Source organism: Rahnella sp. RFA10(1/100) (genome assembly GCF_004195115.1).
Lineage (GTDB): Bacteria > Pseudomonadota > Gammaproteobacteria > Enterobacterales > Enterobacteriaceae > Rahnella > Rahnella perminowiae.
Genome location: NZ_SEWR01000006.1, coordinates 18080 through 39351, shown reverse-complemented (window position 1 = coordinate 39351; position 21272 = coordinate 18080). Strand labels below are relative to the sequence as shown.

General features: G+C 52.3%; 20 protein-coding genes and 2 tRNA genes. 11 read left to right on the top strand and 11 right to left on the bottom strand.

Going from position 1 to position 21272, the window contains the following annotated elements; translation table 11 throughout:
- Positions 1-30: 30 nt before the first annotated feature.
- From ETV65_RS17475 to orn, 3 genes are all read right to left on the bottom strand, one after another.
- Positions 31-106, bottom strand: a tRNA-Gly gene (locus tag ETV65_RS17475).
- Between the two features lie 59 nt (positions 107-165).
- A tRNA-Gly gene (locus ETV65_RS17470) sits at positions 166-241 on the bottom strand.
- A gap of 304 nt (positions 242-545) precedes the next feature.
- Complete coding sequence (orn, locus tag ETV65_RS17465) at positions 546-1091, bottom strand: oligoribonuclease (protein WP_129954242.1); 546 nt, start codon at positions 1089-1091, stop codon at positions 546-548.
- Positions 1092-1217: 126 nt separating this feature from the next.
- Here orn and rsgA point away from each other — a divergent pair, with 126 nt between their 5' ends.
- From rsgA to mscM, 3 genes are all read left to right on the top strand, one after another.
- Positions 1218-2255: a small ribosomal subunit biogenesis GTPase RsgA gene (gene rsgA, locus ETV65_RS17460; protein ID WP_129954240.1), complete on the top strand. Its 1038-nt coding sequence runs from the start codon at positions 1218-1220 to the stop codon at positions 2253-2255.
- Positions 2256-2436: 181 nt separating this feature from the next.
- A complete protein-coding gene (gene asd / locus ETV65_RS17455; RefSeq protein WP_129954238.1) occupies positions 2437-3405 on the top strand; it encodes an archaetidylserine decarboxylase in 969 nt (322 codons plus the stop codon).
- 46 nt (positions 3406-3451) lie between these two features.
- Complete coding sequence (gene mscM, locus ETV65_RS17450; protein WP_129954236.1) at positions 3452-6820, top strand: miniconductance mechanosensitive channel MscM; 3369 nt, start codon at positions 3452-3454, stop codon at positions 6818-6820.
- Between the two features lie 97 nt (positions 6821-6917).
- Here mscM and epmA read toward each other — a convergent pair whose 3' ends face one another.
- A complete protein-coding gene (gene epmA, locus ETV65_RS17445; protein WP_129954234.1) occupies positions 6918-7895 on the bottom strand; it encodes an elongation factor P--(R)-beta-lysine ligase in 978 nt (325 codons plus the stop codon).
- 283 nt (positions 7896-8178) lie between these two features.
- On the opposite strand from epmA, the gene frdA reads away from it, so the two are divergent.
- From frdA to blc, 5 genes are all read left to right on the top strand, one after another.
- Positions 8179-9978, top strand: a complete 1800-nt coding sequence (frdA, locus tag ETV65_RS17440; RefSeq protein ID WP_129954232.1) for a fumarate reductase (quinol) flavoprotein subunit — start codon at positions 8179-8181, stop codon at positions 9976-9978.
- Positions 9971-10705: a succinate dehydrogenase/fumarate reductase iron-sulfur subunit gene (locus ETV65_RS17435; RefSeq protein ID WP_129954230.1), complete on the top strand. Its 735-nt coding sequence runs from the start codon at positions 9971-9973 to the stop codon at positions 10703-10705. The genes frdA and ETV65_RS17435 overlap by 8 nt, the downstream gene beginning before the upstream one ends.
- A gap of 11 nt (positions 10706-10716) precedes the next feature.
- Positions 10717-11127, top strand: a complete 411-nt coding sequence (gene frdC / locus ETV65_RS17430; protein ID WP_129954228.1) for a fumarate reductase subunit FrdC — start codon at positions 10717-10719, stop codon at positions 11125-11127.
- Between the two features lie 9 nt (positions 11128-11136).
- A complete protein-coding gene (frdD, locus tag ETV65_RS17425) occupies positions 11137-11496 on the top strand; it encodes a fumarate reductase subunit FrdD (protein WP_129954226.1) in 360 nt (119 codons plus the stop codon).
- Positions 11497-11620: 124 nt separating this feature from the next.
- A complete protein-coding gene (gene blc / locus ETV65_RS17420; protein WP_129954224.1) occupies positions 11621-12145 on the top strand; it encodes an outer membrane lipoprotein Blc in 525 nt (174 codons plus the stop codon).
- A gap of 76 nt (positions 12146-12221) precedes the next feature.
- Here blc and ETV65_RS17415 read toward each other — a convergent pair whose 3' ends face one another.
- From ETV65_RS17415 to efp, 3 genes are all read right to left on the bottom strand, one after another.
- Entirely contained in the window at positions 12222-12356 is a 135-nt protein-coding gene (locus tag ETV65_RS17415) for an entericidin A/B family lipoprotein (protein WP_129954222.1), read from the bottom strand.
- A gap of 120 nt (positions 12357-12476) precedes the next feature.
- Positions 12477-12605, bottom strand: coding sequence for an entericidin A/B family lipoprotein (locus tag ETV65_RS17410; protein WP_129954220.1), 129 nt, complete (start codon positions 12603-12605; stop codon positions 12477-12479).
- A 99-nt stretch (positions 12606-12704) separates the two neighbouring features.
- Positions 12705-13271, bottom strand: coding sequence for an elongation factor P (gene efp, locus ETV65_RS17405; RefSeq protein ID WP_013573742.1), 567 nt, complete (start codon positions 13269-13271; stop codon positions 12705-12707).
- Between the two features lie 38 nt (positions 13272-13309).
- On the opposite strand from efp, the gene epmB reads away from it, so the two are divergent.
- The gene (gene epmB / locus ETV65_RS17400) at positions 13310-14338 is read left to right on the top strand and encodes an EF-P beta-lysylation protein EpmB (protein ID WP_129954218.1); all 1029 of its coding nucleotides are present in this window, start codon (positions 13310-13312) and stop codon (positions 14336-14338) included.
- Between the two features lie 192 nt (positions 14339-14530).
- On the opposite strand, the gene ETV65_RS17395 is transcribed toward epmB, so the two are convergent.
- From ETV65_RS17395 to ETV65_RS17380, 4 genes are all read right to left on the bottom strand, one after another.
- Positions 14531-14875 carry a DUF4156 domain-containing protein gene (locus ETV65_RS17395; protein WP_129954216.1) on the bottom strand — a complete coding sequence of 115 codons (345 nt, stop codon included), beginning with the start codon at positions 14873-14875 and terminating at the stop codon, positions 14531-14533.
- A 297-nt stretch (positions 14876-15172) separates the two neighbouring features.
- Positions 15173-16819 carry a chaperonin GroEL gene (gene groL / locus ETV65_RS17390; RefSeq protein ID WP_129954214.1) on the bottom strand — a complete coding sequence of 549 codons (1647 nt, stop codon included), beginning with the start codon at positions 16817-16819 and terminating at the stop codon, positions 15173-15175.
- A 53-nt stretch (positions 16820-16872) separates the two neighbouring features.
- Positions 16873-17166, bottom strand: a complete 294-nt coding sequence (locus ETV65_RS17385; protein ID WP_009636718.1) for a co-chaperone GroES — start codon at positions 17164-17166, stop codon at positions 16873-16875.
- A gap of 216 nt (positions 17167-17382) precedes the next feature.
- Entirely contained in the window at positions 17383-17874 is a 492-nt protein-coding gene (locus ETV65_RS17380; protein WP_014333639.1) for an FxsA family protein, read from the bottom strand.
- A 374-nt stretch (positions 17875-18248) separates the two neighbouring features.
- On the opposite strand from ETV65_RS17380, the gene aspA reads away from it, so the two are divergent.
- On the top strand, positions 18249-19685 hold the full coding sequence (gene aspA / locus ETV65_RS17375; RefSeq protein ID WP_014333637.1) for an aspartate ammonia-lyase: 1437 nt from the start codon (positions 18249-18251) through the stop codon (positions 19683-19685).
- A 134-nt stretch (positions 19686-19819) separates the two neighbouring features.
- A complete protein-coding gene (locus tag ETV65_RS17370; RefSeq protein ID WP_129954212.1) occupies positions 19820-21121 on the top strand; it encodes an anaerobic C4-dicarboxylate transporter in 1302 nt (433 codons plus the stop codon).
- The last annotated feature ends 151 nt before the right edge of the window (positions 21122-21272 follow it).

The window sequence follows — 21272 nt, the reverse complement described above, 5'->3', positions numbered from 1 at the left end:
TTTGCCATAAATGTACAGGCTTTGAAATTTTGGAGCGGGAAACGAGACTCGAACTCGCGACCCCGACCTTGGCAAGGTCGTGCTCTACCAACTGAGCTATTCCCGCGTCGCATGGCACTGCATTGTTTACGTCTTAAATCTTTAAATCTCAAAAGCTTAAAAATTTGGAGCGGGAAACGAGACTCGAACTCGCGACCCCGACCTTGGCAAGGTCGTGCTCTACCAACTGAGCTATTCCCGCTCTGCGCACTCAACGAAATTCTTCATCGGTACGGGGTGCGCATTATACGAGAAATCCTTTTTGCCGCAAGCCCCTGAAAGCAAAAAAACGTTTTTTTCGTTCAAGTGCCGATTAAACCATCAAAGCGACGATTTAATCAGCGAAACACGATGATTTTGTGCTCCGTATGCCTTTTTAACGTTTTTTAAAATAAATCGCCTAAATCATTCAGGTTGCAGGAAGGCGGCAAACTCACAACAAATCGGTCAGTGATTCAGGTGAGAGAGTGCAGCCAACGCATCTGCAGCCTGAAGGATGACGGAGATTAAAGATTAATAAAATGTTCGCGGTAGTACGCCAGTTCAGCCACAGATTCACGGATATCATCCAGCGCCTGATGAGTATTTTGCTTCTTAAAACCACCCAGTACTTCCGGTTTCCAGCGACGCGCCAGTTCCTTCAGCGTGCTGACGTCCAGATAACGGTAATGGAAATAGGCTTCCAGCTCCGGCATATATTTAAACAGAAAACGTCTGTCCTGGCCGACGCTGTTGCCGCAAATCGGCGATTTGCCCGCAGGAACCCACTCTCGCAGGAAGTCGATAGTTTTTTGCTGTGCGGCATTGTCATCAAACGGACTGGCTTTGACGCGATCAACCAGACCGCTGCCGGTGTGGGTGCGCACATTCCAGTCATCCATCAGCGCCAGCTGCGCGTCAGACTGATGGACTGCCATGACCGGGCCTTCGGCCAGAATGTTCAGATGCGCGTCGGTCACCAGCGTCGCAATCTCAATAATACGGTCACGTTCAGGATCCAGACCGGTCATTTCCAGGTCAATCCAAATTAAATTCGAGTCATTAGCGGCCATGATGTGTCCTGTTACAAAGTAGAGAGTTGACGGAGTTCTCCGTCATTCGGGCAATTAATATAAAATAGCTGGTATCATAGTCGTTTTGGTCGCACCGAGCGATTAAAGCCAGTCAAGTGAGGCGCAGTGACTAAATCAAAACTGTCTAAAGGGCAACAACGTCGCGTTCAGACTAACCATCAGCGTCGTCTGACACAGACGGACAAACGCAAAGAGCTGGACGATTCTCTGCATGGCGAACCGCAGGACGGCGTCGTCATCAGCCGTTTCGGGATGCATGCGGACGTTGAAGCGGCCGACGGCAGCCAGCACCGTTGCAATATCCGCCGAACCATCCGTTCTCTGGTGACCGGCGACCGCGTGGTATGGCGCGCCGGCGAAAATACCAGTGTGAAAGGTATCGTCGAGGCGGTCCATGAGCGAACTTCCGTTCTCACACGCCCTGATTTCTATGATGGCGTCAAACCCATTGCCGCAAACATTGACCAGATCGTGATTGTCTCCGCCATCCTGCCGGAACTGTCGCTTAATATTATTGATCGTTACTTGGTGGCGTGCGAAACGGTTGAAGTTGAACCGCTGATTGTGCTCAATAAAATCGATCTACTCGACGACGAAGGCCGTCAATTCGTTCAGGGCATGATGGATATCTACCGCAAAATAAATTACCGCGTCCTCGAAGTGTCGAGCCAGACCGGTGAAGGTATGCCTGCGTTTGAAAAGGCGCTGACTGACCGCATCAGTATTTTCGCCGGTCAGTCCGGCGTGGGTAAATCCAGTCTGCTGAACGCCCTGCTGCCACCGGATGAAAAACAAATTCTGGTGAATGAAGTGTCCGATAACTCAGGCCTGGGTCAGCACACCACGACAGCGGCGCGTTTGTATCACTTCCAACATGGCGGTGACGTTATTGACTCCCCGGGCGTGCGTGAATTCGGTTTATGGCACCTTGCGCCAGAACAGATCACCCAGGGCTTTGTCGAATTCCGCCCTTTCCTCGGCTACTGTAAATTCCGCGACTGCAAGCATGGCAGTGATCCGGGCTGTGCAATCCGTGATGCCGTAGACCGTGGTGAAATAGCCGAAGAACGTTTCGACAATTACCACCGTATTCTGGAAAGCATGGAAGACGTAAAAACACGTAAAAACTTCGATGCACTTTAATACTAATTTGTTGAATTAATATGTTAATGGCAATCGGGTAACGTTAACGGAAGTTGAACCGTTGATTTCACCCCGTTACAATCCTCCGCCATACAACACTGCATGCCCCTGAATACCATTCGGGGGCGCCTGCAAAATGGCCGGTACGCCGGTCATTCATATCATTCAAGAGGTTTTCCCCGTGCTGGACAGTATCAAAATCAAACTTCAATATTTACTTCCTAAACAAGGACTGACCCGTCTGGCTGGCTGGGGCGCAGATAAGCGTGCTGCCACGCTGACACATTGGGTGATCAGAGCATTTGCCCGTTTTTATAACGTCGACATGAAAGAAGCACAAAATCCGGATCTCAAATCATATGCCACGTTTAACGAATTCTTCGTGCGTCCGCTGCGCGAGGGCGCACGTCCGGTGGTCAGTGGTCTGGATATGCTTTGCCTGCCAGCCGACGGTGCAGTCAGCCAGTTAGGGGCAATTACCGGGGGCAAACTGTTCCAGGCTAAAGGTCATTTCTACAGTTTAGAAGCATTGCTGGCAGGTAACTATTTGCTGGCAGAGCAATTCAAAGACGGACAGTTTGCCACTGTTTATCTGGCACCACGTGATTATCACCGGGTGCATATGCCGTGCGACGGCGTGCTGCGTGAAATGATTTATGTCCCGGGAGATTTATTTTCAGTCAACCCGCTGACCGCCGCGAATGTACCCAATCTTTTCGCCCGTAACGAACGCGTCATCTGCGTCTTTGATACTGAATTCGGGCCGATGGTACAGATTCTGGTTGGCGCAACGATTGTCGGCAGCATTGAAACCGTCTGGGCAGGCTGCGTCACGCCGCCGCGCGAAGGCATTATCAAGCGTTGGACTTATCCGGCAGCCGGTGAAGAAGGTGCCATCGCGCTGGAAAAAGGTCAGGAAATGGGCCGTTTCAAACTGGGTTCCACGGTGATCAACCTGTTTGCCGCTAATCAGGTTCGCTTCATGCCGAATCTGAGTAATGGCACGGTGACCCGCATGGGCGAACCGTTCGCCGAAGCTCTGCGTGCTCCGGCAGCAGCAGCGGAACCTGTGGTAGCAGAATCCTCTGTCACTAAAGAAGCGCCAGCAGGTGTCGCAACCGCTGAACCGCAGGCTCCGAAAGATTATTAAGTTCGCGCTGAACTGACATACAGAACTGAAAAAAGGATATGACCGAGTGCGCCTGTTCCCCGCCTTGCTGATGAGTTTACTGCTGTCCCTGCCATTGATGGCGGGTGCAGCACCGACTGAAGATCAGCTCAAACAAGAGTTGAAACAGGCGGAAGCCAATAAAGAAATGGCCAATCAGACGCAGGTGGTTGAGGCGCTGCAAAGCGCACTCAACTGGCTGAATGAAGCCAGCGTTTCAGCCGGGCGCTCGGCGGAATATCAAAAGGTCATTGATGACTTTCCAAAACTGACGCAGGCCCTGCGCCAGGAATTGCAAAATCAGCCTGACAAGCCGCCCGCGCTGGATGACAGCATCTCCACGGCTCAGCTCGAGCAACAAATTCTGCAAGTCAGCAGTCAGCAGCTGGAAGAAACCCGCCAGTTGCGTCAGGAGCAGGACCGCTCCCGCGACATCAGCGACTCACTGAGTCTGATCCCGCAACAGCAATCCGAAGCCCGCAACGCGCTGAGCGACATCGATCAGCGCATACAGGCGGCGACCGCGACGGCAATCTCCTCACCGCTGGCACAGGCCCAGCTCAGCGCACTTCAGGCCGAATCTGCAGCGCGTAAAGCCAAGGTTGATGAACTGGAACTGGCTCAGCTTTCTGCCAATAACCGGCAGGAACTGTCGCGAATGCGCACAGATCTCTACAAAAAACGCGCCGACTTTCTTGATCAGCAATTACAGGCCTTACGCAATACACTGAATAACCAACGCCAGCGGGAAGCTGAACAGGCGCTGGAAAAAACCGAGCTGCTGGCCGAACAGAGTGGTGAATTGCCGCACTCTATCAGTCAGCAGTTGCAGGCCAACCGTGAGTTGTCGCTGGCACTGAATCAGCAGGCGCAGCGGATGGACCTGATCTCATCTCAGCAGCGTCAGGCCGCTGCACAAACTCAACAGGTACGTCAGGCGATTAATACCATTCGCGAACAGGCACAGTGGCTTGGCGCGTCTAATTTACTTGGCGAAACACTGCGGGCGCAGGTTGCGCGTCTGCCGGATATGCCGAAACCGCAACAGCTTGACCGCGATATGGGCCAGTTGCGCGTGCAGCGCCTGCACTATGAAGATTTACTGGATAAGCAGGCTATTTATCGCCAGGCAAGGCAGGATGACGGAAAACCGCTAACTGCGGCTCAGCAAAAAATTCTGGATGCACAGTTGCGGACGCAGCGTGATTTGCTCAATTCCCTGCTTTCAGGTTGCGATACCCAAATTCTTGAACTCACCAAGCTGAAAGTGGCGAACAGCCAGCTGGTGGAAGCGCTGAATGATGTTCATGACGCCGCCCACCGTTATCTGTTCTGGGTGGCAGACGTCAGCGCCATCGGCATTTCTTACCCGGTGCAGGTCGCGCATGATCTGAAACGTCTGCTTTCACTGGATTCACTCAGTCAGCTTGGCGGTGCGTCCATGATGATGGTCACCAGCAAAGAAACGCTGCTGCCATTATTTGGAGCACTGATTCTGGTGATTATCAGCATCAGTTCGCGCAAACATTATTACGCGTTCCTGGCACGTGCCAGCAGTAAAGTGGGTAAGGTCACACAGGATCATTTCTCGCTGACCCTGCGCACCGTGTTCTGGTCGATTCTGGTCGCCATGCCGTTGCCGGTGCTGTGGGCAGCGCTGGGCTTCGGGCTGCAAAGCGCGTGGCCGTACCCGATTGCAGTCGCGATCGGCGATGGTGTCACCGCAACCCTGCCAATCCTGTGGGCATTTATGGTCAGTGCCGCGCTGGCGCATCCGCAAGGGTTATTTGTCGCCCACTTCGGCTGGCCGCAACGTGCGGTATCACGTGCCCTTCGCTACTATGCGCTGTCGATCTGGGTGCTGGTGCCGTTAATTATGGCGCTGATTACCTTCGATAATCTTAACGATCGGGAGTTCTCAAATACGCTGGGGCGGCTGTGCTTTGTTATTTTGTGTCTGGTGGTCGCGCTGGTCACCCACAGCCTGAAACGCGCGGGAATTCCGCTGTATCACGATAAAAAAGGCAACAGCGAAAACGTCATCAACAAAGCCTTATGGTGGATGCTGCTGGGCGCGCCCGTTGTGGCCGCACTGGCTTCGCTGATGGGCTACCTCGCGACCTCACAGGCGCTGCTGGCACGCCTGGAAACCTCGGTAGCCATCTGGTTCGTATTACTGGTGATTTACCACATTATCCGGCGCTGGATGCTGATCCAGCGCCGTCGTATTGCGTTCGAACGCGCCAAGCAGCGCCGGGCAGAAATGCTGAATCAGCGTGCCCGCGGTGAGGACGATGCCCATCAGGTCAGTACCAGTAATGAAGGGACGGTTGAGATCGAAGAACCCGTGGTGGATCTGGATGCTATCTCCGCGCAATCACTGCGACTGGTACGTTCCCTGCTGACATTGATCGCCCTGATCTCGGTGATCTTCCTGTGGTCTGAGATCCACTCGGCCTTCTCGTTCCTGGAAAATATTCATCTCTGGCAGGTGGCGTCTACGGTTCAGGGCGTAGAGAGCATGCAGCCGATCACACTGGGATCGGTGTTGATCGCCATTCTGGTGCTGATTATCACGACGCAACTGGTGCGTAATCTGCCCGCGCTACTGGAACTGGCGCTGTTGCAACATCTGGATCTGACGCCGGGCACCGGTTATGCCGTGCTGACCGTGACCAAATATGTGTTACTACTGATTGGCGGCCTGACAGGTTTCTCGCTGATCGGGATCGAATGGGCAAAACTACAATGGCTGGTGGCAGCACTTGGTGTCGGTCTCGGCTTCGGTTTGCAGGAAATTTTCGCTAACTTTATTTCCGGCCTGATTATCCTGTTTGAAAAACCGATCCGTATCGGCGATACCGTGACGATCCGCAACCTGACCGGCAGCATCACCAGGATCAATACCCGCGCCACAACGATCGCCGACTGGGACCGTAAGGAGATTATTGTGCCCAACAAGGCCTTTATCACCGAACAGTTCATCAACTGGTCGTTGTCAGATTCCGTTACCCGTGTGGTGCTGACTGTGCCTGCGCCGTCGGAAGCCAACAGTGAAGAAGTGACCGAAATTCTGCTCGGTGCCGCGCACCGCTGTTCGCTGGTGCTGGACATGCCTGCGCCGGAAGCCTATCTGGTGGATCTCCAGCAGGGGATTCAGATTTTCGAGCTGCGTATGCATGCCGCTGAAATGGCACACCGTATGCCGCTGCGCCATGAAATCCATCAGCTGATCCTGTCCGGATTCCGCGAGCATGGCATTACGCTGCCGTTCCCGCCATTCCAGGTGCGTATGGAAACACTGCACCGCGCGCAAAATGGCAATAACGCGACCTTTACCAGCAGCAGCGGCAGTGGTCGCAGCGGAAACAGTTCGCGCTCACCGGGCGACTTATAAAAGCCAAAAGAAAAGCAAAAAGGGCAGATCCTTCTGCCCTTTCAGATTGCTGACAAAGTGCTGACCCTGAGGTCAGGGCTGAACAGCAGAATCAGGATCAGGCGCGCGTCACCGGGAAGGCCAGCACATCGCTCAGGCTGGCGGCACCCAGTGCAATCATAATCAGACGGTCAACGCCCAGCGCCACACCGGAACACTCCGGCATGCCGTGCGCTAACGCATCCAGCAGATTGTTATCAATGGGATGCTGCGGCAGGCCGCGTGCCGCGCGTTTACGGTTGTCCTGCTCGAAACGCTGACGTTGTTCACGACTGTCTGTCAGTTCACGGAAACCATTTGCCAGCTCAATGCCTTTGTAATACACCTCAAAACGCTCGGCCACGCGGTGATCTTCCGTGCTGATTTCTGCCAGAGATGCCTGCGTCGCCGGGAAGTGATAGACGAATGTCGGCTTATCGCGGCCAATATGCGGCTCCACGCCCATCGTAAATAACAACTGTAACAGGGTGTCGCGGTCTTCTTCGGTGTCGGCAATATTGGATAAATCCAGTTTTGCCGCCGCTTCGCGCAGCTCAGTTTTATCGGCAGAGAGGGGATCAATACTTAAATGGCGGGTAAATGCCTGCTGATAAGACAAGGTTTCAGCACTGTCACAATCGAGTACCTGCTGGAGCAGATCATCCACTTCATTCATCAGGCGGTACATGTCATAACGCGGACGGTACCATTCCAGCATGGTGAACTCCGGGTTGTGATGACGTCCGGCTTCTTCATTACGGAAACTGCGGCCCATCTGGTAAATCGGCCCGCTGCCCGCTGCCAGCAAACGTTTCATGTGATATTCCGGGCTGGTCATCAGATACAGCGTCATGCCGTCAGCCGCACCCGGCCCGACAAAACGCGTCTCAAACGGTACCAGATGAATGTCGGTCACCGTGGCCTGACTCATCGCTGGCGTTTCAACTTCCAGTACGCCGCGATCGGCAAAGAAACGTCGGATCTCAGCGAGGATTGCCGCACGCTTCAACAAATTGGCGACAGAAGCACTGGGTTGCCAGCTTGCTGTTTCGCTCATGGTGATTTACTCCGAATTCAGAAAAGTCATGCAGTCTACCCGCATCCCCGCAGGCAAACAATTATCTCATTTTGCGAAGCAAAAAGCAGAGAAAGCCCAAACCTGCATTCACATCAAATTACCGCTTCTACCCCTTTGGTATCATAATTCCCTTACAAACAATAAGAATATCAGCCATCGGGACAGCGCCTGTATGTCATCGGGGTTCACTAACTCTTCGAATATGAAGAGCTTTTCGCGGGTGTTTCAAACCCGATCTCATTGATGATAGTGGAGGAATGCAGTGCAAACCTTTAACGCCGACATTGCAATTATAGGTGCAGGTGGGGCGGGTTTACGCGCAGCAATAGCCGCAGCGGAAGCCAATCCCAACCTGAATATCGCGTTGATTTCGAAAGTGTACCCAATGCGCAGCCACACGGTCGCTGCCGAAGGCGGTTCTGCCGCAGTGACACAAGATCACGACAGCTTTGATTTTCACTTCCAGGATACTGTTTCCGGAGGCGACTGGCTGTGTGAGCAAGACGTGGTGGATCATTTCGTGCATCAATGCCCGACTGAAATGGCCCAGCTAGAACTGTGGGGTTGCCCCTGGAGCCGTAAAGATGATGGTTCCGTCAATGTCCGCCGCTTCGGCGGGATGAAGATCGAACGTACGTGGTTTGCAGCGGATAAAACCGGTTTCCACATGCTGCATACATTGTTCCAGACCTCGCTGAAATATCCGCAAATCAAGCGATTCGACGAACATTTCGTTCTCGATATTCTGGTCGATGAAGGCCAGGTTCGGGGCGTTGTCGCGATTAATATGATGGAAGGCACCCGCGTACAAATCCGGGCCAACGCCGTGGTCATGGCAACCGGCGGCGCTGGCCGTGTTTACCGTTATAACACCAACGGCGGCATCGTCACCGGCGACGGTATGGGCATGGCGTTCCGTCATGGCATCCCTCTTCGTGATATGGAATTCGTACAATATCATCCGACCGGCCTTCCGGGCTCCGGTATTCTGATGACTGAAGGTTGCCGGGGTGAAGGCGGTATTCTGGTCAATAAAGACGGTTACCGTTATCTCCAGGATTACGGTATGGGGCCGGAAACGCCGCTGGGTGAACCGAAAAATAAATACATGGAACTGGGCCCGCGCGACAAGGTATCGCAGGCGTTCTGGCACGAATGGCGGGCCGGCCGGACTATCGAAACACCGCGTGGTGACGTGGTGTACCTGGATTTACGCCATCTCGGCGAGAAAAAACTCCGTGAACGTCTGCCGTTCATCTGCGAACTGGCTAAAGCTTATGTCGGCGTCGATCCGATTACTGATCCGATCCCTGTTCGTCCTACCGCACACTACACCATGGGCGGCATCGAAACCGATGCGCAGTGTGAAACCCGCATCAAGGGTCTGTTTGCGGTCGGTGAGTGTTCGTCCGTCGGCCTGCATGGCGCAAACCGTCTCGGCTCAAACTCGCTGGCCGAACTGGTGGTGTTCGGCCGTATGGCCGGTGAAAAAGCAGCAGAACGCGCCGTACAAGCTAAAGACACCGGCAACAACGATGCGCTCGACGCACAGGTTCGTGATATCGAAAATCGTATCGCCGCGCTGATGGCACAGGAAGGCGACGAAAGCTGGGCAGCCATCCGCGACGAAATGGGTCTGGCGATGGAAGAAGGTTGCGGCATTTACCGCACCACCGAACTGATGCAAAAAACCATCAATAAACTGGCTGAACTGAAAGAACGCTTTAAGCGGGTGAAGATTCAGGATACCTCCAGCGTGTTCAATACGGATTTGCTGTACACCATCGAACTGGGGCATGGCCTGGAAGTGGCGGAATGCATGGCGCATTCCGCCCTGCACCGCCGCGAATCCCGCGGCGCGCATCAGCGTCTGGATGAAGGCTGTACTGAACGCGATGACGTGAATTTCCTCAAGCATACTCTGGCCTTTTATCAGCCAGACTCCGCCCCGCGTCTGGAATATGGCGACGTGAAAATTACCACGCTGCCACCGGCAAAACGCGTGTATGGCGGGGAATCTGAGACTCACGATAAAAAAGATAAGGAGCAATCACGTGGCTAAAATACGCAGCCTGAAGGTTGAAATCATGCGCTACAACCCGGAAACGGACAGCGCGCCGCATCCGGTGGTGTATGACGTGCCTTTCGATGAAACAACGTCGCTGCTCGATGCTCTGGGCTATATCAAAGATCATCTGGCCGCTGATCTTTCCTATCGCTGGTCCTGCCGGATGGCAATCTGCGGCTCATGCGGCATGATGGTCAATCGCGTGCCGAAGCTGGCATGTAAAACCTTCCTGCGGGAATATCCGGACGGTATGCAGGTGGAAGCGCTGGCGAATTTCCCGGTTGAGCGTGATCTGGTGGTCGATATGACCCACTTTATCGAAAGCCTGGAATCCATCAAACCTTACATTATCGGCAATACCCGCACGGTGGGTGAAGGCCCGGGTAAGCAAACTCCGGCGCAAATGGAGAAATATCATCAGTTCTCCGGCTGTATCAACTGCGGTTTGTGTTACGCCGCCTGCCCGCAGTTTGGTCTGAACCCGGAATTCATCGGTCCGGCCGCTATTACGCTGGCGCACCGCTATAACCTTGATAACCGGGACCACGGCAAGGCACAACGTATGCCGCAGCTAAACACTCAGAACGGTGTCTGGAGTTGTACGTTCGTCGGGTATTGCTCCGAAGTTTGTCCGAAGCACGTCGACCCCGCAGCCGCCATTCAGCAAGGCAAAGTCGAAAGCACCAAAGACTTCATGATCGCGAGGCTGAGACCGCAATGAGGGAGGAAAATATGACAACTCAAAGTACGGGCAGCAAACGTAAGCCCTACGTGCGTGAGATGAAAGCCAGCTGGTGGAAAAGCTTACCGTTCTACCGTTTTTATATGCTGCGTGAGGGCACGGCGGTGCCGGCCGTGTGGTTCAGTCTCTTACTGCTGGCAGGGATTTTTTCGTTACGTAACGGGCCTGAAAGCTGGGCGGGTTTTGTGAATTTTCTGCAAAACCCGGTGGTCTTGCTGATTAACCTGATCGCCCTGCTTGCGGCGTTGTTGCACACCAAGACCTGGTTCGAACTGGCACCGAAAGCCTCTATTGTGATAGTGAAAGGCAAAAAAATGGGGCCGGAACCGGTGATTGCCGGTTTCTGGGGCGTGACAATCGTCGTGACGCTGGTTGTGCTTGTCATTGCACTGTTTCTTTAAGGAGGCGACATGAAAAATACTCTTCCTAAACGTTCAGACGAGCCGGTGTTCTGGGGATTGTTTGGCGCGGGCGGTATGTGGAGCGCGATTTTCGCACCGGTGATGATCTTGCTGGTGTGCTTCCTGCTGCCGCTGGGCTTCTTCCCCGGTGACGCACTGAGCTATCCGCGCGTACTGGCATTTGCACAAAGCGGGATCGGGCGTCTGTTCCTGCTGCTGATGATCGTTCTGCCTTTGTGGTGCGGGCTGCACCGGATCCACCATGCCATGCACGACCTGAAGATCCACGTTCCGGCCGGTAAATGGGTATTTTACGGTCTGGCGGCGATCTTAAGTATCGTGACCCTTATCGTATTGATCCGCCTCTGATCCGCAAAGATCCCCCTTTCCAGCGGTCATCTCTCTGGCCGCTGTTTTCATTCTTTCTGCACTGATTTTCCCTTTTTCTTTTTTGTTACCTACACTTAGAGAACATACTAAGGAAGGAAGGTCTATGCGTATCTGGTCAAAACTCAGCGTTATCATCACAGCACTTCTGTCGGTCGCGTGCAGCGTAACGCCGCCTGCTGACGTCAAAGTCGTCAATAATTTCGAACTCACCCGTTATCTCGGTACCTGGTATGAAGTCGCCAGACTGGATCATAGTTTTGAAAGCGGACTGGAACGCGTCACCGCTAATTACAGTTTGCGTGATGATGGTGGGGTAAAAGTGATTAATCGCGGGTTTAATCCGCAAAAGAATAAATGGCAGGAAAGTGAGGGCAAAGGTTACTTCACCGGATCGCCGGCGCGGGCGGCGCTCAAGGTGTCATTCTTCGGCCCGTTCTATGGCGGCTATAATGTCATTGAGCTGGATAAGGATTACCGGTACGCGCTGGTATGCGGGCCGGATAAAAGCTACCTGTGGATCCTCTCCCGTACGCCAACACTGGATGACCGCGTGAAGCAGCAACTTCTGCAAACAGCACAAGGCTACGGATTCGATACCAGCAAACTGGTGTGGGTGAAACAGCCTTAATTCCCGTGCCGTAAAAACAACACTGCCTGCATCAATGTGCAGGCAGACATCAACTTACTTTACTATTACCCGCCCGCTATTGCGCGCTTTTCTGGATCGCTTGCCCACCGGCAGATACATCTTCCCCTACACCACGCGTGGTATTGCAGGCGGTTAACGCGGAAGACAGGACAACAACAGATAAGATAGCGAGGATACTTTTCTTCAGCATATAAATTTCCTTCCTATAAGAGAATGTAAAGTACGACACTGTTAGTGTAGCTAACTTTCCGGATATAGAAGGCAACAGGCAGGATTTTAGGACATTTGGTAAAAAACGAGGCTGAAGAAATCAGCCTGCTTTGGAAATCGCACCACCCAGATGTTGGATGTCTTCACCGAAACCATGAACCGTGTTGCAGCCGGATAACGAAGCCAGCAACGTCACTGAAACTACGATAAACATTATCTTCTTCAACATGGTAAACACAATCCAATTCAAAAAGTTGGGGCTGGAAAGCTGCGGCAGGATTTACTCTGCGGCAGCTTTCATCCGGCGTAATAAATAAGTATCGAAAACTTATTTAACGCGGGAAACGTATTCGCCAGAGCGGGTGTCACAACGGACAATTTCGCCGATCTGCACGAATAATGGCACTTTAACCACGGCGCCAGTGCTCAGGGTAGCTGGCTTACCGCCTGTACCTGCGGTATCACCTTTCAGGCCCGGGTCAGTATCAACAACTTCCGCTTCGATGAAGTTTGGTGGCTGAACCGCGATAGGACGGCCATCCCACAGCGTTACGATACATTCTGCGTTGTCCTGGAGCCATTTAGAGGCGTCAGAAACCGTCTTCTCTTCAACCTGATGCTGTTCGAAAGTCTCAGGGTGCATGAAGTGGTAGAACTCACCATCGTTGTACAGGTAGTTCATGTTGGTATCTACAACGTCAGCGCCTTCGCATGAGTCGGTAGATTTAAACGTTTTTTCTACACGGGAACCGGTCAGCAGACGACGCATTTTAACGCGTGCGAAAGCCTGGCCTTTGCCTGGTTTTACGAATTCACTGGATTCGATAGCGTAAGGCTCGCCCTCGAACATGATTTTAAGACCCGGACGGAAATCGTTGCTAGAATAAGTCGCCATGATGGCCCTCTAATTTTAAACTGGTATTAGCCAAAAAAATGGCAAACATTGTAACCCTAAACACGCCATTTAGAGAAGATTGGTTGTATCAACTCGGCGATGTTATCACTGACCCGGATGAACTGCTTACTCTTCTGGCACTTAACGACAATGCAGAATTGCAAAGTGGGCGTGAAGCCCGTCGTTTGTTCCCGCTTCGCGTGCCCCGCGCCTTTGTGGCACGTATGCAGCCGGGCGATCCACAGGATCCTTTATTGCTTCAGGTATTAACCGCGCACGAGGAGTTTATCGCCGCGCCGGGCTTTACCACTGACCCGCTTGATGAACAACGCAGCGTTGTTCCGGGTCTGTTGCACAAGTATAGCAATCGCGCCCTGTTATTGGTGAAAGGCGGATGTGCGGTAAATTGCCGCTACTGTTTCCGCCGTCATTTCCCGTATCAGGACAACCAGGGAAATAAGGCCAACTGGGTTCAGGCGCTGGATTATATCCGCACACGCCCCGAACTCGATGAAATTATTTTCTCCGGTGGTGATCCGCTGATGGCCAAGGATCATGAACTCGACTGGTTAATCGGTGAACTGGAAGGCATCGCACACATTAAGCGGCTGCGTATTCATACCCGTTTGCCGGTGGTTATTCCTGCACGTATCACGGATACCTTCTGCCAGCGCCTGGAAAAATCACGCCTTCAGGTGCTGATGGTAACGCATATTAATCACGCCAATGAGATCGATAATGCATTACGCGCCAGTATGGCGAAGCTGAAACGCCATGGCGTGACGTTGCTTAATCAGAGCGTGTTGCTGCGGGGGGTAAATGATTCTGCCGAAGTGCTTGCCACACTGAGCAACGCGCTGTTTGACGCGGGTATTTTACCTTACTACATCCACGTGCTGGATAAAGTACAAGGTGCGGCGCATTTCATGGTGAACGACGACGAAGCGCGCGTCATTATGAAACAACTGATGAGTAAAGTGTCAGGTTATATGGTGCCGAAACTGACCCGTGAGATTGGCGGCGAGCCGAGCAAAACCATTTTGGATCTGCGCCTGAAGCAGTCTTAACACATCCTTCCTCCCCCCAATAATTCAAGTTGCAGCAAGGCGGCAAGGGATGGAGTCCCGATGAGCTTACTCAGGTAAGTGATTCGGGTGACTGAACGTAGCCCACTCACCTGCGGCTTAAAGTATGAAGGGGGGAATGCAAAAAGGGATGCCAGTGGCATCCCTTTAATATTTTTATCGCTCAGGCGACGACTATGGGCACTTATAAACCTGACCGACCATTTTGCTGTCAACCGGTGCAAAGCTGGACAGGAAATTCTGGGACGGGCTGTTAGCACCATAAATGGTGTTGCCGCCCATCGCTGCCGCTTTGTTGCGCAGGTCATTAGCTGCGCCACGCATGGAGCTGCCGTCACCGCCGGTACCGGAGAACCAGTTGCTTTGGGCACCGGTGACTTGGCCAAGCAACTGACAATTTGCGCCTGGTTTGTCGTCTGTGAATTTCACCTGCTGACCCGCTGCATCCAGTTGATGAGTGGTACTGCACCCGGCAAGCAGCGCGATAGCTGACAGGCCCAGTAACATTTTAATCCGCATCACTTTCCCCATTTGTTTTTGTAATCACATAAAGCCTATCAGAAAACACCTGGCTTTCTTAGGCATCCGTTGCCACGTATACCTAAGCTGGCGGTAACGGTAAAAATCCGAAAACCACGTAGAAACGAGTCTACACGTTAAAGGCCGGAGACAATGAGAGTTATCTTACTGAACCTGATAAAAAAGGGTCAAACAAAAAAACCCGGCCTTTTCAGACCGGGTTTTTTCAGTATATGAAGTCAGTGAGCAAAAAGCCCGCTGATTTCGCATACCTGCGGATGAACGCAGGGGGGATGATTACATCATGCCACCCATGCCGCCCATGCCACCCATACCGCCAGCGCCGCCCATATCGACTTTATCGTCTTTAGGCAGGTCGGTGATCATGCACTCAGTGGTGATCATCAGGCCAGCTACAGAAGACGCGTACTGCAGAGCAGAACGGGTCACTTTAGTTGGATCCAGGATACCCATTGCAATCATGTCGCCGTACTGTTCAGTGTAAGCGTTGTAACCGAAGCTACCTTCGCCTGCTTTAACGGTATTGGCGATAACAGAAGCTTCTTCGCCTGCGTTTACAACGATCTGACGCAGTGGAGCTTCCATTGCGCGCAGAGCAACGCGGATACCCACGTTCTGATCATCGTTGTCGCCAGTCAGGTTAGCCAGGGTATGAGCAACGCGAACCAGCGCCACACCACCACCGGCAACCACGCCTTCTTCTACCGCAGCACGGGTTGCGTGCAGGGCATCTTCAACGCGCGCTTTTTTCTCTTTCATTTCAACTTCAGTCGCTGCGCCCACTTTCAGAACGGCTACGCCGCCTGCCAGTTTAGCCACACGCTCTTGCAGTTTTTCACGATCGTAATCAGAAGTTGCTTCTTCGATCTGCTGACGGATCTGAGAAACACGGCCCTGGATAGTGGCTTCTTCACCCACACCATCAATGATGATGGTGGTGTCTTTGTTGATCACAACACGTTTAGCCTGACCCATATCTTCCAGGGTCGCTTTTTCCAGTTCCAGACCGATCTCTTCAGAGATAACAGTACCACCGGTCAGGGTTGCGATGTCTTGCAGCATGGCTTTACGACGATCGCCGAAGCCCGGAGCTTTAACCGCAGCCACTTTCACGATGCCACGCATGGTGTTCACGACCAGAGTCGCCAGGGCTTCGCCTTCAACGTCTTCAGCAATGATCAGCAGTGGTTTACCGGCTTTAGCAACGGCTTCCAGCACTGGCAGCATTTCGCGAATGTTAGAAATTTTCTTGTCAGCCAGCAGGATGAACGGGCTTTCAAGTTCAACAGAACCGGTTTCTGGTTTGTTGATGAAGTATGGGGAAAGGTAACCGCGGTCGAATTGCATACCTTCAACAACGTCCAGCTCGTCTTGCAGGCCAGTACCTTCTTCAACCGTGATCACGCCTTCTTTACCGACTTTTTCCATCGCTTCAGCGATCAGTTTACCTACGGTTTCGTCGGAGTTAGCGGAGATCGTCCCTACCTGTGCGATAGCCTTAGAGTCAGCGCAAGGTACAGACAATTTTTTCAGTTCTTCAACCGCAGCAACGACAGCTTTGTCGATACCACGTTTCAGATCCATCGGGTTCATCCCAGCAGCAACAGCTTTCAAACCTTCAGTGATGATTGCCTGCGCCAGAACAGTTGCAGTAGTGGTACCGTCACCCGCTGCATCGTTCGCTTTGGACGCGACTTCTTTCACCATTTGTGCGCCCATGTTTTCGAACTTGTCTTCCAGTTCGATTTCACGTGCAACGGACACGCCGTCTTTAGTGATGGTAGGTGCGCCGAAAGATTTGTCCAAAACCACGTTGCGGCCTTTAGGACCGAGGGTCACTTTTACTGCATCAGCAAGGATGTTTACGCCACGCAGCATTTTCACACGGGCGTCATTACCGAATTTTACTTCTTTAGCTGCCATTTTTAATTTCCCTTAAATTCGTTCTGTTCAGAAAAAAGTGGGTCGGGGGACAATCAGGCTTCAACAATGGCCAGAATGTCGCTCTCGGACATGATCAACACTTCTTCATTGTCGATCTTCTCAGCTTTCACGCCGTAACCGTCGTTGAAAATGACGATGTCGCCAACTTTCACGTCCAGCGCTTTAACTTCACCGTTTTCCAGAATGCGACCATGGCCGACAGCCAGGATTTCGCCACGGGTAGATTTACCTGCAGCTGAGCCAGTCAGAACGATGCCGCCAGCAGATTTAGATTCTACTTCTTTACGCTTGACGATAACGCGGTCATGCAATGGACGAATTTTCATTGATAACTCTCCTGTGAGCGGGTCCATATCTATTTTTAGGATTGAATGCCTGGCAGATTCCTGCCCGGCCTCGTGGTTTGTTTAATGGGGGCGATACCTCACCCTTCAAGGGGAAGAACAGAAAAAAATTTCTCTTTTTCTTTCGCTGCACGGATGACTAAAAATTGACCTCCGCAGTGCTTCCCAACAATCTTTTAACAATTAAGGCCACAGAGATTAGCGATCGCGGTGCTCTGTGTCGTCATCTTTTTTAGGTGAAACCAGACGTTCCTGCGTTTCATCCGTCCGCTGGAACTCGCCATCAAAGGTATTCCCTGTTGGCGCACTGCTTCCCCAGTTACCACCGGAACGCACAATATTCAAATGAGGCATCAGTTTAAGCGTCAGTCGTTTCTGGATCGGCGGTAGTAAGAGCAGCAAACCGAGGAAATCGGTAAAGAAGCCCGGTACCAACAGCAGAAACCCGGCAATGACCAGCGAAACACTTTTGACCATCTCAGCCGCCGGGCTTTCCCCAACCGCCAGTTTTTGCTGCAATTGCATAAACGTTTTCATCCCCTGATTCTTCACCAGGGACACGCCCACACAGGAGGTGAAAACGACCAGCAGCAACGTTGTTGCGACGCCCACCACCGCAGCCACCTTGATAAATAAGGTGATTTCAATGTAAGCCAGCAGGAATAACAGTAGTAACGGTAACCAGCGCACCGCATTCTCCTTGTAATTTGGCTCCGGAAGCGCTGTCGCAGCGGCATTCCAAAACCCTGAATAAGGGCCTGCTTGGGATCTTCGCTATCAAAGAAATGCAGGCTGACTACACTGAGATGGTGCTCATTCATTATCATTTCAAGCACCGGGCTTGATTTAATTGAGCCGGTAAATGAATTGTGAGAATTCTCACAGATACTAAAAACATGCACACTAATAGGGCAGGATAGTGATCTTAGTACGTGCAATTCATCTGGAGCAGCATATGATCGCCTTCGTTGCTAAAACAACGGTTGATCGTTTTAAATTTATCACGGCAAGTAACATAATTTTAAACATCGCATAACACATTCTGTACCGAAGAGAAGGTTCTCATGTCAAACACCATTCGTATCGAGGAAGACCTGCTGGGCACGCGCGAAGTTCCGGCAGAAGCTTATTACGGCATTCACACCCTGCGGGCGATTGAAAACTTCTACATCAGCAACACCAAGATCAGCGATGTCCCTGAGTTTGTTCGTGGCATGGTGATGGTGAAAAAGGCCGCGGCTCTTGCTAACAAAGAATTGCGCACCATTCCACGCCATATTGCGGATATCATTATTCAGGCGTGCGACGAAGTGCTTGATAAAGGCAAATGCATGGACCAGTTCCCTATCGACGTGTATCAGGGCGGCGCGGGAACCTCGGTAAATATGAACACGAATGAAGTGCTGGCGAACATCGGTCTTGAACTGATGGGACACCAGAAAGGCGATTACCAGTTCCTCAATCCAAATGATCATCTGAACAAATGCCAGTCGACCAATGATGCCTACCCGACCGGTTTTCGTATCGCCGTGTACGCGTCTTTGCTGAAGCTGGTTGATGCTATTTCCCAGTTAGGGGATGGTTTTGAGCGTAAAGCGAAAGAATTTGAAAACATCATCAAGATGGGCCGCACACAGTTGCAGGACGCCGTTCCGATGACGCTCGGTCAGGAATTCCACGCGTTTAATGTGCTGCTCAAAGAAGAAACTCGCAACCTGATGCGCACCGGCGAATTACTGCTCGAAGTCAACCTCGGGGCGACGGCAATCGGTACACGCCTGAATACACCAGAAGGTTATCAACAGCTGGCGGTAGAAAAGCTGGCAGAAGTCAGCAATCTGGCCTGCGTACCGGCAGAAGATCTGATTGAAGCGACGTCAGACTGTGGCGCGTACGTGATGGTCCACAGCTCACTGAAACGCCTGGCCGTGAAGCTTTCTAAAATCTGTAATGACCTGCGTCTGCTTTCTTCCGGACCGCGCGCGGGTTTAAACGAAATTAACCTGCCGGAATTGCAGGCGGGCTCATCCATTATGCCGGCCAAAGTGAACCCGGTGATCCCTGAAGTAGTGAATCAGGTGTGTTTTAAAGTCATCGGTAACGACGTTTGCGTCACGATGGCGGCTGAAGCAGGCCAGTTGCAGCTGAACGTAATGGAACCGGTAATTGGTCAGGCGATGTTTGAGTCAGTGCATATCCTGACTAACGCCTGTTACAATCTGCTGGAAAAATGCATCAACGGTATTACTGCCAACAAAGAAGTGTGTGAATTCTACGTTTTCAATTCAATCGGCATCGTCACCTACCTTAACCCGTTCATCGGCCATCACAACGGCGATATCGTCGGCAAGATTTGTGCTGAAACCGGTAAGAGCGTCAGAGAGGTGGTGCTCGAACGTGGCCTGCTGACAGAGGCGGAGCTGGACGATATTTTCTCTATCGAAAACCTGAAACATCCGGCCTACAAAGCCAAACGCTATACCGATGAAAATGAACAGTAACAGATTTCACTGCTGACCTTTTGAGGCTCGTTGTTCTGCGGAACAGCGGGCCTTTTTACTTTGCACGACACAACAATTACACAACAATTAATTATCAATTCCTTAAGGAATGCGGGGAATAGGGACGGACAACCATGTTAATTATCGAATTTATTATCGTACTGGCGGCGATTTTCCTCGGTGCGCGCTTAGGCGGCATCGGCATTGGTTTCGCAGGCGGGCTTGGCGTTCTGGTGCTCGCCCTGATAGGCGTTAAACCGGGAACTATCCCCTTTGACGTCATCTCCATCATCATGGCCGTGATCGCCGCGATCTCGACCATGCAGGTGGCTGGCGGGATGGATTATCTGGTGCAACAAACCGAAAAATTGCTGCGCCGAAATCCCAAACACATCACCCTCCTCGCACCTGTTGTCACCTATTTTCTGACGATTATGGCGGGCACTGGCAACATTTCACTGTCAGCATTACCGGTTATTTCTGAAGTCGCCAAAGAGCAAGGGATTAAACCCTGTCGCCCGCTTTCCACCGCCGTAGTTGCTGCCCAGATAGCAATTACTGCCTCGCCGATTTCTGCCGCAGTGGTGTACATGGCTTCCACCATGGAAGGTCACGGCGTCAGTTATTTGCATCTGCTGATGGTGATGATTCCGTCCACGCTGGCCGCAGTGATCCTGATGTCACTGATTGTCAGCGCGTGCTTTGACTCGAAACTGTCCAATGACCCGGTTTATCTCAAACGGTATGAAGAAGGCCTGATCCAACTGCGTGGTAATAAAGCGCTGGAAATCAAACGCGGCGCCAAACTTTCGGTATTGCTGTTCCTGCTCGGCGTCCTTACGGTGGTCGCTTATGCGGTCATTAACAGCCCTAGCCTGGGCTGGGTCGCGCAACCTGTGATGACCACTAACAGTGCCATCCTGATTATCATGCTCAGTGTCGCCACGTTAATTACTTTACTGTGCAGCATTGATACCGACGCCATTCTGACATCCAGCACATTCAAATCCGGCATGAGCGCCTGTATTTGTATTCTCGGCGTGGCCTGGCTGGGTGACACCTTTGTGCAGGCCAATCTCAGTTGGATCAAAGAAACGGCGGGCGGATTGATCCAGGTACATCCGTGGCTGCTGGCAGTGATCTTCTTCTTCAGTTCAGCGCTGTTGTATTCGCAGGCCGCCACCACCAAAGCCCTGCTGCCGATGGCCCTGGCGCTGAGTGTATCCCCCCTGACTGCAGTAGGTTCATTTGCTGCCGTGTCAGGTTTGTTCATTCTGCCCACTTACCCGACACTGGTTGCCGCCGTGCAGATGGATGACACCGGCACCACCCGCATCGGGCGCTTCGTTTTCAACCATCCGTTCTTTATCCCCGGCACCATTGGCGTATTCCTCGCGGTACTTTTCGGATTCGGTTTCGGCAGTATTATTCTCTGACAGTTTTCCGGGGGCTGCGGCCCCTGTTAAGCACTGCGGGACTTTCTGCTCAGCGATTGCTCAGGGTATACTCACAATTCATCAACGCGCGATGGCATGACGCCGTGCGCATCTTCTGTCGATTCACTCAGTGGCTGTTCATCTGCCGCGA